This window comes from Glycomyces sp. YM15, assembly GCF_016918015.1.
GTDB lineage: Bacteria > Actinomycetota > Actinomycetes > Mycobacteriales > Micromonosporaceae > Glycomyces.
This window is the reverse complement of record NZ_JAERMK010000023.1, coordinates 54,400-68,570: the sequence shown is the minus strand read 5'-3', so window position 1 is coordinate 68,570 and position 14,171 is coordinate 54,400. Positions and strand designations below refer to the sequence as shown.

13 protein-coding genes are annotated in these 14,171 nt (G+C 70.6%); 9 read left to right on the top strand and 4 right to left on the bottom strand.

The annotated features are described in order from the left end of the window. Positions 1 to 10: 10 nt before the first annotated feature. The 7 genes from JHY01_RS21785 (at position 11) to JHY01_RS21755 (ending at position 6,972) form a co-directional block, all read left to right on the top strand. Positions 11 to 961, top strand: a complete 951-nt coding sequence (locus JHY01_RS21785; protein ID WP_205327805.1) for a PLP-dependent cysteine synthase family protein — start codon at positions 11 to 13, stop codon at positions 959 to 961. Between the two features lie 168 nt (positions 962 to 1,129). Beyond that, a complete protein-coding gene (locus JHY01_RS21780) occupies positions 1,130 to 1,618 on the top strand; it encodes a hypothetical protein (RefSeq protein WP_205327804.1) in 489 nt (162 codons plus the stop codon). 216 nt (positions 1,619 to 1,834) lie between these two features. Continuing rightward, positions 1,835 to 2,638 (top strand): glutamate racemase, encoded by an 804-nt coding sequence (murI, locus tag JHY01_RS21775; protein WP_205327803.1) that lies wholly within the window; start codon positions 1,835 to 1,837, stop codon positions 2,636 to 2,638. Positions 2,639 to 2,644: 6 nt separating this feature from the next. Continuing rightward, positions 2,645 to 3,403 (top strand): MBL fold metallo-hydrolase, encoded by a 759-nt coding sequence (locus JHY01_RS21770; protein WP_205327802.1) that lies wholly within the window; start codon positions 2,645 to 2,647, stop codon positions 3,401 to 3,403. A 67-nt stretch (positions 3,404 to 3,470) separates the two neighbouring features. After that, entirely contained in the window at positions 3,471 to 5,237 is a 1,767-nt protein-coding gene (locus JHY01_RS21765; RefSeq protein ID WP_205327801.1) for a hypothetical protein, read from the top strand. A gap of 40 nt (positions 5,238 to 5,277) precedes the next feature. Then, positions 5,278 to 6,519 carry a deoxyguanosinetriphosphate triphosphohydrolase gene (locus tag JHY01_RS21760; protein WP_205327800.1) on the top strand — a complete coding sequence of 414 codons (1,242 nt, stop codon included), beginning with the start codon at positions 5,278 to 5,280 and terminating at the stop codon, positions 6,517 to 6,519. Positions 6,520 to 6,597: 78 nt separating this feature from the next. Next, positions 6,598 to 6,972: a PIN domain-containing protein gene (locus JHY01_RS21755; protein ID WP_240193099.1), complete on the top strand. Its 375-nt coding sequence runs from the start codon at positions 6,598 to 6,600 to the stop codon at positions 6,970 to 6,972. Between the two features lie 84 nt (positions 6,973 to 7,056). Here JHY01_RS21755 and trmB read toward each other — a convergent pair whose 3' ends face one another. Further along, positions 7,057 to 7,746: a tRNA (guanosine(46)-N7)-methyltransferase TrmB gene (gene trmB, locus JHY01_RS21750; protein WP_205327798.1), complete on the bottom strand. Its 690-nt coding sequence runs from the start codon at positions 7,744 to 7,746 to the stop codon at positions 7,057 to 7,059. A gap of 54 nt (positions 7,747 to 7,800) precedes the next feature. Next, positions 7,801 to 8,613: a hypothetical protein gene (locus JHY01_RS21745; protein ID WP_205327797.1), complete on the bottom strand. Its 813-nt coding sequence runs from the start codon at positions 8,611 to 8,613 to the stop codon at positions 7,801 to 7,803. A 377-nt stretch (positions 8,614 to 8,990) separates the two neighbouring features. On the opposite strand from JHY01_RS21745, the gene JHY01_RS21740 reads away from it, so the two are divergent. Beyond that, positions 8,991 to 11,597 carry a sigma-70 family RNA polymerase sigma factor gene (locus JHY01_RS21740; protein ID WP_205327796.1) on the top strand — a complete coding sequence of 869 codons (2,607 nt, stop codon included), beginning with the start codon at positions 8,991 to 8,993 and terminating at the stop codon, positions 11,595 to 11,597. Positions 11,598 to 11,849: 252 nt separating this feature from the next. Next, positions 11,850 to 12,377 (top strand): GtrA family protein, encoded by a 528-nt coding sequence (locus JHY01_RS21735; protein WP_205327795.1) that lies wholly within the window; start codon positions 11,850 to 11,852, stop codon positions 12,375 to 12,377. A gap of 52 nt (positions 12,378 to 12,429) precedes the next feature. Here the strand turns inward: JHY01_RS21735 and JHY01_RS27885 are convergent, their stop codons facing one another. Further along, positions 12,430 to 12,954, bottom strand: coding sequence for a PH domain-containing protein (locus JHY01_RS27885; RefSeq protein ID WP_205327794.1), 525 nt, complete (start codon positions 12,952 to 12,954; stop codon positions 12,430 to 12,432). A 194-nt stretch (positions 12,955 to 13,148) separates the two neighbouring features. Beyond that, positions 13,149 to 14,144 carry a hypothetical protein gene (locus JHY01_RS21725; protein ID WP_205327793.1) on the bottom strand — a complete coding sequence of 332 codons (996 nt, stop codon included), beginning with the start codon at positions 14,142 to 14,144 and terminating at the stop codon, positions 13,149 to 13,151. Positions 14,145 to 14,171: the final 27 nt, after the last annotated feature.

Below are 14,171 nucleotides of genomic sequence, written 5' to 3'. Positions count from 1 at the left end.
GGGACTGGCCGTGGCACGCTTCACGGACATCACCGCGACGCTCGGCGACACGCCGCTCGTCGGACTCCCGCGGCTCTCGCCCTCGCCCGACATCCGGCTGTGGGTGAAGCTCGAGGGCGCGAACCCGACCGGCTCGGTCAAGGACCGGGTCGCCGCCAAGATGATCGAGGCCGCCGAGGACGACGGGCTCCTGAAACCGGGCGCGACGATCCTCGAACCGACCTCGGGCAACACCGGCATCGCCGTGGCGATGCTGGCGCGGCGCAAGGGCTACAAGCTCATTGCGGTCATGCCCGAGAACACGTCGCTGGAGCGGCGGCAGCTGCTGACCGCGTTCGGCGCCGAGATCGTGTTCTCCCCGGCCGCGGGCGGCTCGAACGCGGCCGTCGCGAAGGCGCGGGCCATGGCGGCCGAGCGTCCCGACCTGGTGATGCTCAACCAGTACGCGAACCCGGCGAACGCGGCCGCGCACTACGAGGGCACCGGCCCTGAACTGCTGCGCGACCTCCCGGAGATCACGCACTTCGTGGCGGGGCTCGGGACGACGGCGACGCTCATGGGCGTCGGCCGGTACCTGCGCGAGCAGGCGCCGGGCGTGCAGATCGTCGCGGCCGAACCGCGGTACGGCGAGCTCGTGTACGGGCTGCGGAACCTCGACGAGGGGTTCGTACCGGAGTTGTACGACGAGAAGGTGCTGGACCGGCGCTTGTCGGTCGGCACCGAGGACGCGCTGCGGCGGACCAGGGAGATCCTGAGCGAGGAGGGCCTGTTCGTGGGGCTCTCCACGGGCGCGGTGCTGCACGCGGGGCTCGCGCTGGCGCGCGAGGCCGCGAAGGCGGGGCGGCCCGCGGACATCGCGATGCTGGTCGCCGACGGCGGCTGGAAGTACCTGTCGACGGGCGCGTACTCGGACGGGCTCGACGACGCGGCGAACGCGCTCGACGGCCAGGTCTGGGCATAGGGCCAACGGCGTGCAACCAGGGCCGGGGGCGGTGTGCGGGTTCGGAGCCGAGCAGGCACACTGCCCGGGCCATGGGGTTTCGGCGTTCCTTTTCCACGTTCAGCGGTGTGGGCCGCACCGTCGCGGTGCGATCTTGAGGCGTCCTCAGTGGCTTGCTAGCCTGGCCGCATGAGTCCCGCCGGCAAGCTCAAACTGCGCTCCGTCTCGATCCGCAAGCCGAAGTCGAACGGTCTGCCCCGGCAAAGCACGGCCCCGGAAGGCGCGGACGCGGGTAACGTCTGGGCGAGCAGCCCGGCGCCGCGAACGGCGTCGTCCGCGCTCGGCAGCATCCAGGGCGGTATCGCGGCCGCCAAGGACACCGGCCCGCTCCGGCCCGAGAAGCCCGCCGTCCGGCTGCGGCGCCTCGCCGGGGTCGCCTCCTGGGCGCTCGTGCTCGTGCTCGCAGGTGTCGCGACCGCGATCGTCGGCCTCTTCCGCGTCTTCGGCGACAGCCCCGCCTGGTTCACCCCGGCGTTCATCACCTGCGGCGTGATCGGCATGCTGCTGGCGATGATGGCCTTCGCCTCGCTCCGGTTCCGTGGCGTGCCCTGGATGTTCATGGCCGCCTCCACCGTCACGCTGCTCGCGGCGTTCGTGATGCTCCGGGTCGCCGCCTAGCGCCGCAAAGGAGCGAATCCCCCCCGGGCACGGCGGGGCGGACAGATCTCCCAGCCCAGGGTGGGGAAAGTACCGCCGGGCTCGTCGTCCCTCCCGGGGCCGACGAACCCGCCATTCCGCCACCGTTCGTGTGGCGATCGCCACCCTGTCATTTTGGCGACATTCCCGTGGCGAGCGGAGGCGCGCCAGGCCCGTTTGGACGTACGCTCGGAGCCCATGAACGACGCGCCCATCGGGATCTTCGACTCCGGTGTCGGAGGCCTGACCGTCGCCCGATCGATCAGCGAACTGCTGCCCGCCGAGCGACTCGTCTACGTCGGCGACACCGCCCACGTCCCGTACGGCCCGAGGCCCATCGCCGAGGTCCGCAAGCTTTCACTCGACGTCTGCGACCACCTGGTCGAACAGGAGGTCAAGGCGCTCGTGATCGCCTGCAACTCCGCGTCGGCGGCGAGCCTGGCCGACATCCGCGACCGCTACGACATCCCTGTCGTAGAGGTCATCCGGCCCGCCGTCCGCCGCGCCGTCGCCACGACGCGCACCGGCCGGGTCGGGGTCATCGGGACGGTCTCCACGATCTCCTCGGGCGCGTACCTGGACGCCTTCAACGCCGTCCCGGACGTCAAGGCGACCGCAGTCGCCTGCCCGGCGTTCGTGGACTTCGTGGAACGCGGTGTGACAACCGGCCGACAGCTCCTGGGCCTCGCCCAGGGGTACCTTGAGCCGCTACAGCAGTCCGACGTCGACACAGTCGTGCTGGGCTGCACCCACTATCCGCTGCTGTCGGGACTCATAGGACTGGTGATGGGAGAGGACGTGACACTGGTGAACTCCGCGAGCGAGAGCGCGCGCGAACTCTACCGCGTGCTCACCGACCACGACCTCCTGGCCACCCGCACCGAACCCGCCGAGCACCGGTTCCTCGCGACCGGCGACCCGGAGGCCTTCACCAGGACCGCGCGGCGGTTCCTGGGGAACCTGTTCCCGAACGCGGCGGCGGCCGTACTGGACAAGGTGTGATCTGCCATGAAACTGACGGTTATCGGCTGCGCCGGCTCGTTCCCGGCACCCGACACCCCCTGCTCGGCCTACCTGGTCGAAGCGGGCGGCTACCGGCTGCTCATCGACTTCGGCACCGGCTCGCTCGGTGAACTGCAGAAGCACGTCGACCCGCACCTCATCGACGCGGTCATCGTCACCCACCTGCACGCGGACCACTTCTTCGACGCCTGCGCGTACGCCGTGATGCGCCGCTACGCCTCCGACGCTCCGAAGCACCCGCTGCCGCTCTACGGCCCCACTGGCGTCGCCGACCGCATCGTCGCCGCCTACGGCGGGCAGGGCGAGCTCTGCAGCCCGTCCATGCGCGACGTCTACGACTTCCGGGAGCTCCAGCCCGGCACGTTCGACCTCGGCCCGCTCACCGTCACCGTCGACCGCGTCGCCCACCCCGTCGAGACCTACGGGCTCCGCGTCGAGCACGCCGGATCCTCTCTCGCCTACACCTCCGACTCCGGGCCGTGCCAGGCGCTCGAAGCACTCGCCACCCACTGCGACGTGCTCCTCGCCGAGGCCTCCTACCTGGAGGGCCGCGAGAACCCGAAGGACGTGCACCTCACCGGGAAAGAGGCCGGCGAGTACGCCACGAAGTCCGGGGCCGCCCGCCTGCTCCTCACCCACCTCGTCGAACCCTGGAACTCCAAGGACCAGACCCTCGCCGAGGCCCGCGCCGCCTACACCGGTCCCGTCGAGGTCGTCCGCCCCGGCCAGGTCTACGAGTTCTGACCCGAGCGCCTCCCTTTTGGCACGTTCCCGGGATACGGCCGTCGCACGGGGGCCGTAGCGTCGAAGGATGTCGAGCGATGCCAGCCCCCAGCCGTACCCCGGCGACCCGAACCAGCCGCCCCCGGGCGCGTACGGGCCGCCACCCGGCGCCTACCAGCCCCAGCCCTATGTGGAGGCCCCGCAGCCGCCGCCGCCCGGGGCCCACCTCCCGCCCGGCGCGTACACCCCGGTCCCGATGGGGCCCGTCGAGAACGGACGCGGGCGCGGCCCCAAGATCGCCGTCGCCGCGATCCTCTCCGTCGTGCTCCTCGCCGCCGTCGGCACGGTCGTCCTCTTCAAGTTCGTCCTGAACCGGGGCCCGGACCCCGCCGAGAGCTTCCCCGCGACCGCGAGCATGTACGTCGAGCTCAACCTCGACCCCTCCTTCGACCAGACCCCGAAGCTCCTCGAGCACCTCCAGAAATTCGAGGACCTCGAGGACTTCGACGACACGAACGAGCTCATCGAGGGCTTCATCGAGGAGTCCGGCATCGACGGCGTCGACGCCGACGAGGACGTCAACTCCTGGCTCGGCCGCCGCCACGGCCTCGCCACCTGGGAGCACGACGACCAGACCTACGCAGTCCTGAGCCTCGCCAGCACCGACGCGGGCGCCGCCGAAGACGGCATGGCCCAGATCCGCACCTCCGCAGGCGCCGAAGCGGACCAGTTCGCCTACACCGTCGAAGACGACCACGTCCTCGTCGTCATCGGCGAGACCGGCGCCGACGACGCCCTCGCCGCCGCCGCGTCCGAAGCCTCCGACGCGCCCCTCGCCGCCTCCGACGACTACAGCGAGGCCCGCGCCTGGCTCGACGAGGACCAGCTCCTCGTCCACTGGATCGACATGGACGCCGTCGGCGACCTCGCGGAGATGACCACCGGCACCGAGAGCGAGGCCGTCAAGGACCTCTACTCCGGGCACGTCATCTACGGCCTCGCCGCGTTCGACCAGGGCTTCCAGCTCACCTACCGGATGTTCGGCGACGCCGACCACCACTGGAGCGGCACCGACGGACTCCTCGCCTCCATGGGCGAGCAGCCCGCCTCCGACATCGCCGTGACCGCCTACGTCCCCGAGAACATCGACGAGATCACCGAGGGCTGGCTCGGCTTCTTCGAGGAGTTCTACGGCGTCGACGCCGCCGACTCGGGACCGGTCGAAGTGCCGCTCACCGACGCCGAGTACGCCGAATACACGGAGCTCGACGCCCAGTACTGGGAGGACACCCTCGCCCCCGCGGACGAGGAGCGCTACTGGGAGCTCGACGAGCGCTACTGGGCCGCCGGCACCGAAGACGACCCGTACGTCGGGGACACCTACGGCCCCGACCTCGGCGAGATCGAATCCGTCCTCGGCGACTTCACGAGCCTCCTCGCGGGCGCCACCCTCGGCGGTGGCGCGAACTTCGACGCCGATGAGGAGATCGACCCCGACTCGCTCTACTTCGCCGCCCACCTCGCGGAGGAGCGCGCCCAGGAACTCGAAGCGCTCATCACCGGCATGAGCGAAGGCGAGCCCCTCCCCGAAGGCGTCGAAGTGGACGGATCCGAACTCAGCTACACCGGCTCCGCCACCGCCGACGGCACCCTCGCCGAGGACGGCCGCTTCAGCGACTTCGCCGCCCAGGCCCCCGGCGAATGCGCCGTCGTCGCCTGGATCGACCTCGCCCGCGCGGCGGAGGAGTACCCCGACGAATTCGACGGCGTCGAACCGCTCTCGGCCTTCGCCTGGGCCCACGGCGCCCAGGACGGCGACGGCACCGGCGTCATGCGCCTCTACCTGAAGGACTAACACCTGAGAGGACGGGATCGGCCGCGCTACGCTCGATGGCGTGACCGATCCCGTTCTCCGTACCCTCCAGGCCCGCTGGCCCGCCGAGGAGCGCCTCGTCGCGGAGCCCGACTCGGTCCGCACCCCGTTCCAGCGCGACCGGGCCCGCATCCTCCACTCCGCCGGGTTCCGGCGTCTCGCCGACAAGACCCAGGTCCACACGGCGGGCACCGACGACTTCCTGCGCACCCGCCTCACACACTCCCTCGAGGTCGCCCAGATCTCCCGCGAGATGGGCTCCGCGCTCGGCTGCGACCCCGACGTCGTCGACGTCGCCGGCCTCGCCCACGATCTCGGCCACCCGCCGTTCGGGCACAACGGCGAAGACGCCCTCCACGAGGTCGCCGGACCCTGCGGCGGATTCGAGGGCAACGCCCAGACCCTCCGCGTCCTCGCCCGCCTCGAAGCGAAGGTGGTCGACGCCCACGGCGGATCCGTCGGACTCAACCTCACCCGCGCCTCCCTCGACGCCACCTGCAAATACCCTTGGGCCGCGCGCGAAGGCGTCCGCAAGTTCGGGGTGTACGACGACGACCTGCACGTCTTCGAATGGCTCCGCGGCGGCGCCCCCGAAGGCGTCAAATGCCTTGAGGCCCAGGTCATGGACTGGTCCGACGACGTCGCGTACTCCGTGCACGACGTCGAGGACGGCCTCCACGGCGGCTACATCAACCTTTCGAAGCTCATGCACGACGGGGATGAGCAGGCCAGGGTCTGCGAGGCCGTGGTGGGGCGCTACGCCGATGAATCCTCAGCCGCCCTCGGGGAAGCGCTCCGCGAGCTCCTGGCCGATCCCGTCCTGGCCGGAATCCACGACTACGACGGTTCGTTCGGCGCGATGGTCGCGGTCAAGAACTTCACTTCGACAATGGTGGGCCGCTTCGTGAACGCCGCCGCGAACGCGACCAGGGCGCAGTTCGGCCACGGCAGGTTCCACCGCTACGACGCCGACCTGGTGGTCCCCGAACGCGAACGCGTCCAATGCGCCCTGCTCAAAGGCATCGCCTGGTGCTACGTGATGCAGCCCCGAAGCGACGAGGCCTGGTACACCCGCCAGCGCGAGATCCTCCAAGACCTGGTCGCCCTGCTCTGCGACCGCGGCGCGGAGGCCATGGAGCCCATGTTCGCCGAGTCCTGGAACCGGGCCGGAGACGACGCTGCGAAGCTCCGCGTCGCCATCGACCAGGTCGCCTCCCTCACCGACGCCTCAGCCGAAGCCTGGCACCAGCGCCTCACCGGCTGACTGCGAGAAAGTTCGCTCGCCCTGGCGTGTCCCCCCCGAGGTCGGCTACCTTGGAATGTACATTCCAAGGCGTTGCTCATGCGCAAGAACGGAAACGACTACGGATGGGACCGGGTCGCGCAGGCGGGTCTCATCGCCCTCTGCCCGGTGATCGAACTGGAATACTTCATCAGCGCCCGGTCCTGGGATGACCGTGTGCAGGATTCGCAGGATTTCGATTCCCTGTTCTGCCGGGTGCCCATGGACGAGCGCATGTTCAGACGAGCGCACCAAGTGCAGGAGGCGCTCACAAAGAACGGGCACCACCGCAGCGCGGGTCCGGTCGACCTCCTGATCGCCGCGACGGCCGAGCAGTTCGACCTCACACTCCTGCACCGCGATCGCGACTTCGAATGCGTGGATGCGGCTACCGGCCAGCCGCTCGAATGGTTCGGTCCCGATCGCTCAGGTTGACGCCGAACCCGCTCCCGGTTGCTGCACCGTGCCGCGCAGCGTCTCGACAATCGAGAGCTGCGCGGTTTCCGTCTTTCTCCGAACCTAGCGCTTGCGAAAGAGCAGGTCGAAGATCTCGCGGTCGGCCTTCACACCGCGGCGCTCGAACTTGGTGACCGGGCGGTGGCCGGGGCGCGGGGCGAATCCGTCAGCGGTGTTCGCGAACGCCTCGTCCGCCGTGAGGACTTCCAGCATCTGCTCGGCGTAGTCCGCGATGTCCGTGGCGCAGTGGAGGACTCCGCCCGGGCGCAGGAGCCCGGCCATCGTCTTCACGTGCTCGGCCTGGATGATCCGGCGCTTGTGGTGGCGCTTCTTCGGCCACGGGTCGGGGAAGTAGACGCGGATCTCGTCGAGCGATGCCGGTGCGATGCCCTTCCACAGCAGCGGCAGCGCGTCGCCCTGGTAGATGCGCAGGTTCGTGAGCCCGCGGGCCTCGGCGCGGTCCATGAGGTCGGCGATGCCCTGCGGGTAGACCTCGACGGCGAGGAGGTCGCGGTCGCGGTCGGCGTCGGCCATCGCGGCGGCCGCCTCGCCGTTGCCGGAGCCGATCTCGAGGATCACGGGCGCGGTGCGGCCGAAGACCTTCGCGAAGTCGATCCGGCCGTCGTCCGGCTCCCAGTCCAGGCCGTAGCGCGGCCACAGGCGCGCGAACGCCTCGTCGTGGCGGGGCTTGTTGCGTCCTTGACGGAAGTTGAACGTCAGGATGTGGCGGTGCTGCGGTTCCTCATCAGGCATAACCGGGCAAGTTTAGCCGCAGGTCGAGTGTGCGCTGCAGCATGAACGGCGCGACTAGCGTTCGAGCTTCGCCGGTGCCTCGTAGGAGCGGCCGCGCACGCCGGCGGGGCCGTCGGGGCGCCGCGGGTCGGGACGCGGCGGCGGCGACGCCTCGTCGCCGAGGGAGCCGTTCTCGAACAGGAACGATTCGCGGGACTCGGGTTCGTCGTCATCGCCGTCGGGCTGCTCGGGGACGTAGGTGGGCGGTCCGACCTCGTCGTGCTCGGGCTCGGCGGCGATCATCGCCTTGGGCCTGCGGCCCGCGCGGCGCAGCCGCTTGGCGCGTTCGCGCAGGAAGTAGACGTAGCCGCCGAGGGCGAGGGCGGAGACGCCCGCGCCGATCCAGAAGCCGGGTCCCGCGATGGCGACCCCGGCGAGTTCGAGCACGGTGAGTGCGATGAGCACGTAGAGGATGCGGCGGTGCCGCCGCCGCCACCATTCGGCGCGCAACTGCCGGAGCCTGGCCTGCTCGTGCATCTCGGGGTCCTCGCCGGTGTACGACTCGTCGGTCTTCAACCGTACCGAGTCGCCGCGGCGCGTGCCGCGCCGCTCCCACCCGCGTGAGTTCGATTGCGCGGGAAGGTCTTGGCCGTCGAGGAGTTCGTCGAGCGAATGGTCGGGTCCGGGCTCGTCGGCGAGGCCGAGCTCGGCGGTGTCGTGGGAGGCGGGGCGGGTGGGGCGGTGGCCTTCGCGGTCGAGGACGCGCGCGTCGGAGGAGGCCCGGTCGGCGATCATGCGCTCGTCGGGGTCGTAGCGGCGCACCAGTGCCGGGGTGAGGGCCAGCAGGGCGGTGGCGGCGAGGAGCGCCAGTAGGACCGATGCGGGCATCGTTCACCTCCCTTGCGTCGATGTCGGCCGGGAATGCGTTAGCAAACTGTACGCAATGGCCTGACGTATTTCCGACCGTTGACCGGAACCAGGGCGTGAAGTCCCAATACGATCACGCCTGGTCACAATCACATCACAATTCATGGTTATGACGGGTTTTTGCCCTAAACTCACTGCAATGTCCAGTTCGCCGAGCGCTTGCCCGAACGGCTGAACGGGCGCAACTTGAGACGTACTCGATCGTTAAGCCAAGGAAGGCTCGTCTAGGGAGACAACGAGTATTCCTCCACGCGACCGAGACGTCCCGCCCGCGAGCGAACACCCGAGCCCCTCGATCGTACGAGCTCGGCGCAACCTGGAAGGAGCCCCGGCGAACGATGCCCGAGACCGTCCCCGCCGGCGATTCCCGCCACCTCGACCAGGACCCCGGCGACAGCCCCGAGACCCGCTCCGACCCCGAACTCATCGCCGCCACCCGCGGCGGCGACACCACGGCATACGCCGTCCTCTACGAACGCCACGTGCACTCCGCACGCCGCCTCGCCCGCATCCTCTCCCGCGACCCCGCCGGCGCCGACGACCTCGTCTCCGAGGCGTTCGCGAAACTCCTCCACATCCTCCGCGAAGGCGGCGGGCCCGATCTCGCGTTCCGCCCCTACATGCTCCAGACGCTGCGCAACAACTTCTACGACCGGGTGCGCCGCGACAAGAAGGTCGAGTTCACCGACGACCTCACCGAGCACGACTCCGGCGAGATCTACGTCGACCCCGCCGTCGAGGGCCAGGAGCGCCGCTACGCCGCCCTCGCCTTCGGGAAGCTCCCCGAGCGCTGGCGGATGGTGCTGTGGCACACCGAGGTCGAGGAGGACTCCCCGGCCAAGATCGCCACCATGCTCGGCATGACACCGAACGGGGTCGCCGCGCTCGCCTACCGCGCCCGCGAGAAGCTGCGGCAGAACTACCTGAGCGAGCACGCGGCCGACTCGCCGCGCGAGGAGTGCCGCTGGACGGTGGACCGGATCGGCGCGCGCGTGCGCGGCAAACTCGGCGAACGCGACGCGTCGAAAGTGGACGACCACCTCGGCTCGTGCGTCACCTGCAACCTGCTGTTCGCCGAGCTCACCGAGTTGAACTCCGGCCTGCGCGGCGTGATCGCCGTGATCTTCCTGGGCGGCGCGGCCTCGCCGTACCTCGCGGCGGGCGCGGCCTCGGCCGCGGGGATCGCGTTCGGCGGGGTGCTCGCGTACCTCTTCACGCCGTTCAGGGCGTTCGGGAACTGGATCCGGCGGATCGTGCAGCAGCTCGGCGCCAAGGGCACCGTCGCCACCGGCACCGCCGCCGCGGTGGCCGCCGCGGTCGCGGTCTTCGCGCTCACCGGCGACGAGGAGCACCCGCCGCCCGAGGCGGCCCCCGCGGTGGAGCAGCCCGCCGACCAGGCAGAGGAGCCCGCCGACGAACCCGGGCCGCCGCAGCCGCCCGACCAGGAACCCGAGCCCGAACCGGACCCTGACGACCCGGACCCGGAACCGGAACCCGACGACGAACCCGCACCGCCCGTGGCCGCACCCGCCGCCTACGCGATCGAGCACGGGCTCGGTTCGAGCGGCCTGGTCGCCGGCGGCGAGGCGATCCTCCCGATCCGCCTCGAAGCCCCGGACGGCGGCGGCTCGGGTTACGCGCCGGTGACCGAGCGGGCCGCGACCGATGCGACTGGGGGACCAGCGAACCCGGTCCAGGAATCCGCCCACCGGCGCGGGGGCGGATACGCGGTCCCCGTGGAGCGAAGCGAAGGCGCGGCCGAGCGAAGCGCGGACGTCTACGAAAGCGCGGCCGAGCGGTACGGCCGGGGGCAGGCCGCCTCCGAGCGCGTCACGCTCGACATCGCGATGCCCGAAGGCATCGCGCTCGCCTCCGGGACCGCCGACCCCGGCTGGACCTGCGCCGAGGACGGCGCGGTCGTCCACTGCGAGATCGCGGCGATGCCCGACCCGGCCGAAGCCAACGTGCGCATCATGATCGGCGAAGACGTGAGCGGCTACCAGAGGTTCGAGATGGCCGTGCAGGGCCCGGGCGTCAGCGGCACCACGTCGCTGCAGGTGCCGATCGCGCCCGCCGGAAGCAAGGTCGGGTTCGCGAGCGTCGACGCCACGGGCCTCACCGCCGCCGGGAACACCTGGCTGACCTGCTCCGTCCCGGCCTGCCGCGAGGCCGTGCGCATCGGCGCCGGCGACCACTGGCCGATGAAGGCGTACAAGCCCGAGACCGCGCCCGCCGGGCGCGAAGGCGAGGCCGTCTCGGGGGCGGTGCTCGACGTCCCCGGCGGCGCCGAGGTCCGATGGGCGGGCCTGTACTGGGCCGGTGTCGACGACGACCTGCCCGCGGAGGTCGCCCTCGCGGGGCCCGGCGGATCCTGGACCGACCTCAGCGCTGCGGTTGTGCGCGACATGGAACCCGGTCAACAGGCGTTCGTCGAGGTCACGGACCTCGTGTCGGGCGGCGGCGAGTACTGGGTCGCGACGGACAACCACCAACTGTCGACCTCCGAGTGCGAGCACTGGCCGGTCGCCCTCGGCGCGGACTGCGTCGAGCGGCGCTGGGCGGGCTGGTCGCTGACCGTGGTGTACGTCGAACCCGGTGCGGAGGCCAAGGAGGTCGCGGTCTACGACGGCCCGCGCTCGGCCGACACCGAGATCGAGGTCGAGGACGGCGGCGAGGTCCAGATCGCGGCCACACTGTGGGGCGGATCGGGGTACCGGCGCGGCGACAGCCTGAACGCGGGCGGGCAGGGGCTCGGCGAGCCCGCCTCGTGCCACGCGCAGGGGGCCGTGGAGAACCCGGACTGGTACTCGTTCGGGGTCGACGTGAACGTGCACCGGGTGGCGACGGGCGAGGACGCGGTGATCCGCTTCGAACGCGGCGACGACGCGTTCATCGTGGGCGTCGTGGCGGTGGCCTCGCCGATCGGCGACGCGAGCGCGGAGTAGCGCCGGCGGCTCGAGAGGGCTGGGCGACGTGCGCTGGGGTCGGGCGTGTCGGCCCGGGTCGGACCCGGCCCGGCGATATAGGGCATGCCCCTTCCCACCCGCATCCGCCTCCGACCAACCGAAAAAGACCACACTCCCACATGGATCCGACAATCGGGCGTGACCGCAGCCCGCGGGCGCAATACCGGCACTCGGCGCGAGTGGGGTCTCGGCGGTATCGCTCCCGTGCCGCTCCGGGTAGGCTGTGGATTGATGTCGACCTCTATCGAGACGCCGCAGCCCGAAGCCCCTCGCGGCCTCGCAGGGCTGTTCGCGCGCGCCATCGGCCTGCTGAAACGCCACGCCGCCGAGCTCACCCGCTTCGCCGGCGTCGGCGGCGTCGCCTACGTGATCGACGTCGGGCTGTTCAACCTGATGTTCCTCGGCCTCGACTGGTCCTACTGGTACGCCAAGATCATCTCCGCGGTCATCGCGATGACGGTGGCGTTCTTCGGGAACCGCCACTGGACCTGGCGCGAGCGCCGCGGCAGCGCCGCCGCCCACCGCCAGTACGCCCTCTACTTCTTCTTCAACGGCATCGGCCTGCTCATCGCACTCGCCTGCCTGTGGGCCAACTTCGGCCTCGCCCAGGTCTGGCCGCAGTACTTCGACACCGACCTCGCGGTGAACATCGCCGCCAACTTCTTCGGCGTCGGCCTCGCCTCGGTGTTCCGGTTCTTCGCCTACCGCACCTGGGTCTTCCGCCACCGGCCCGAACTCGCCGAGATACCGGCGAACTGACAACGCGAAAGGCCCGCGCCGAGTCGGCACGGGCCTGCTTCACGCCTGTCGATCAGGTGCCGTCGCCGTCGCCCGAGCGGCGCGAGCGGTCGTCCTCGGCGAGCTGGTAGAGCAGCGCCTTCGTCTTGTCGACCTTCGGGACGTCGATCAGGTTGATCTCGCCGTCGTCCGAAGCGGAGTCGATGTTCATGTCGCCGAAGCCGAAGATCCGCTCCCACACGTTCTGGGTGTACGACACGGTGTTCACGCGCGCCAGCGGGATGTGGCGGCTCTCGCGGGTGACGAGGCCCTCGCGCCACATGATGCGCTGGTCGGTGATCACGTAGTGGGTCGAGCGCCAGTTGACCCACGGCAGCACCGAGAGCCAGATGAGCAGCGCGATGAAGATGACGACCTCAGCGAGGATCAGCCACAGGGACCAGCTCTCCTCGATCCTTGCGGTGAAGGTGATGGCGATGGCGCCGATCGCCAGGAACACCACGAACCACAGGACGGGGCCGACACCCTCCTTCCAGTGCGGGCGGGTGTGCAGCTTGACCACTTCACCGCGGGCGAGCTGATCGTCGGGATATCCCACTGCGGACCTCCAGGAGTGAGAACGGGCGGGGGCGGGAAACGTTCACGGTTTCACGGGCGCGCCGAGGCTGCCGGTCTGCGGTTCGCGAGTGTCGCCGTGGGTACCAATGTCAAAAGCACAGTACAACACCTTGGCATCGCGGTTCGCCCCACGATTCGAGCGACGCCCCTGCGCCGGCGGAAGGATCGCTTTCGCTAAGGGACCCAGCCGTTCTTCGCGGCGTGCCAGCCCAGCTGGATCCGAGTGTCCACGTCGGCCAGATCCATCAGCTCCCGCACCCGCCGCTGCACGGTGCGCAGTCCGATCCCGAGCTTCGAGGCGATCGACTGGTCCGTGAGCCCGGCGATCAGGAGCCCCAGCAGGACCGTGTCGTCCTCGTCGAGGCGCACCTCGCTGCTCGATGCCGTGGTCGCCGGAATGCCGTTGGACCACAACTGGTCGAACAGCGTGCCCGCGAGTTCCACGATGGACCTGTTGCTGGTGACGATCGCCTTCGGCCGTCCGCCGCCCTCTTCCATGAGCGCCGTCCTGTCGTCCACGACCAGGAGCTTCAGCGGCAGCCGCTTCGCGAACCGCACCTCGTCGCCCGAGGCCAGGGCGTGGCGGAGGTAGTCGGCGTACGGGTCGATGTCGAGCACCGAGCGGTCGAAGAGGAGGCGATGGCGGACGCCGCGGGCCTGCAGCTCCTCGTGGAGCGCGGCTTCGGGCACGGGCAGGACCATGGGCGGGCGCACGAACGTGCGGAGGCTCCGTTCGGCGTCGGCCTTGAGCCGGCGCAGGCGGGAGCGGATGGCGACGGGGCCGGTGACGACCTCCCAGCCTCGTTCGCCGCCGGAGCCGGGGCGGGCGCGGTGGATCTCGAGGAGTTCGCGCAGGGCCTCGTACTCGTCGAGGACCTCGCCGAGCTGGGAGGCGATGCGTCCGCCGAGGACGGTGTCGGGTCCGACGGCGCGGAAGCGGGTGTCGGCGACCATGGTGGCGAAGCCGTCGTCGACGAGCCGCATGAGGACGTCCCGGGCGCGGCCGGTCCCGAGACCGGCGTCGGCCGCGAGCTGCGACACGGAGGCGTCCGTTTTGGACAGCAGGAGTCGGTAGAGCGCTTCGGCCTCGGGGTCGAGTCCGGTCGGCCCCGGAGGCTGCCGGGCCCACCGGGTCTCGGGATCGTCGCCGTTGCGCGCCTGGTCGGCCAATCCGCCCCTCCTTCGTTGCTCTGCGCC

Excerpts from the sequence above, each read along its gene's own strand:
- JHY01_RS21770 (WP_205327802.1), top strand. The coding sequence starts at position 2,645 with ATGAAACTGACGGTTATCGGCTGCGCCGGCTCGTTCCCGGCACCCGAC.
- JHY01_RS21765 (WP_205327801.1), top strand. The coding sequence starts at position 3,471 with ATGTCGAGCGATGCCAGCCCCCAGCCGTACCCCGGCGACCCGAACCAG.
- murI (WP_205327803.1), top strand. The coding sequence starts at position 1,835 with ATGAACGACGCGCCCATCGGGATCTTCGACTCCGGTGTCGGAGGCCTG.
- JHY01_RS21740 (WP_205327796.1), top strand. The coding sequence starts at position 8,991 with ATGCCCGAGACCGTCCCCGCCGGCGATTCCCGCCACCTCGACCAGGAC.
- JHY01_RS21745 (WP_205327797.1), bottom strand. The coding sequence starts at position 8,613 with ATGCCCGCATCGGTCCTACTGGCGCTCCTCGCCGCCACCGCCCTGCTG.
- JHY01_RS21755 (WP_240193099.1), top strand. The coding sequence starts at position 6,598 with ATGCGCAAGAACGGAAACGACTACGGATGGGACCGGGTCGCGCAGGCG.
- JHY01_RS21780 (WP_205327804.1), top strand. The coding sequence starts at position 1,130 with ATGAGTCCCGCCGGCAAGCTCAAACTGCGCTCCGTCTCGATCCGCAAG.
- trmB (WP_205327798.1), bottom strand. The coding sequence starts at position 7,746 with ATGCCTGATGAGGAACCGCAGCACCGCCACATCCTGACGTTCAACTTC.
- JHY01_RS21735 (WP_205327795.1), top strand. The coding sequence starts at position 11,850 with ATGTCGACCTCTATCGAGACGCCGCAGCCCGAAGCCCCTCGCGGCCTC.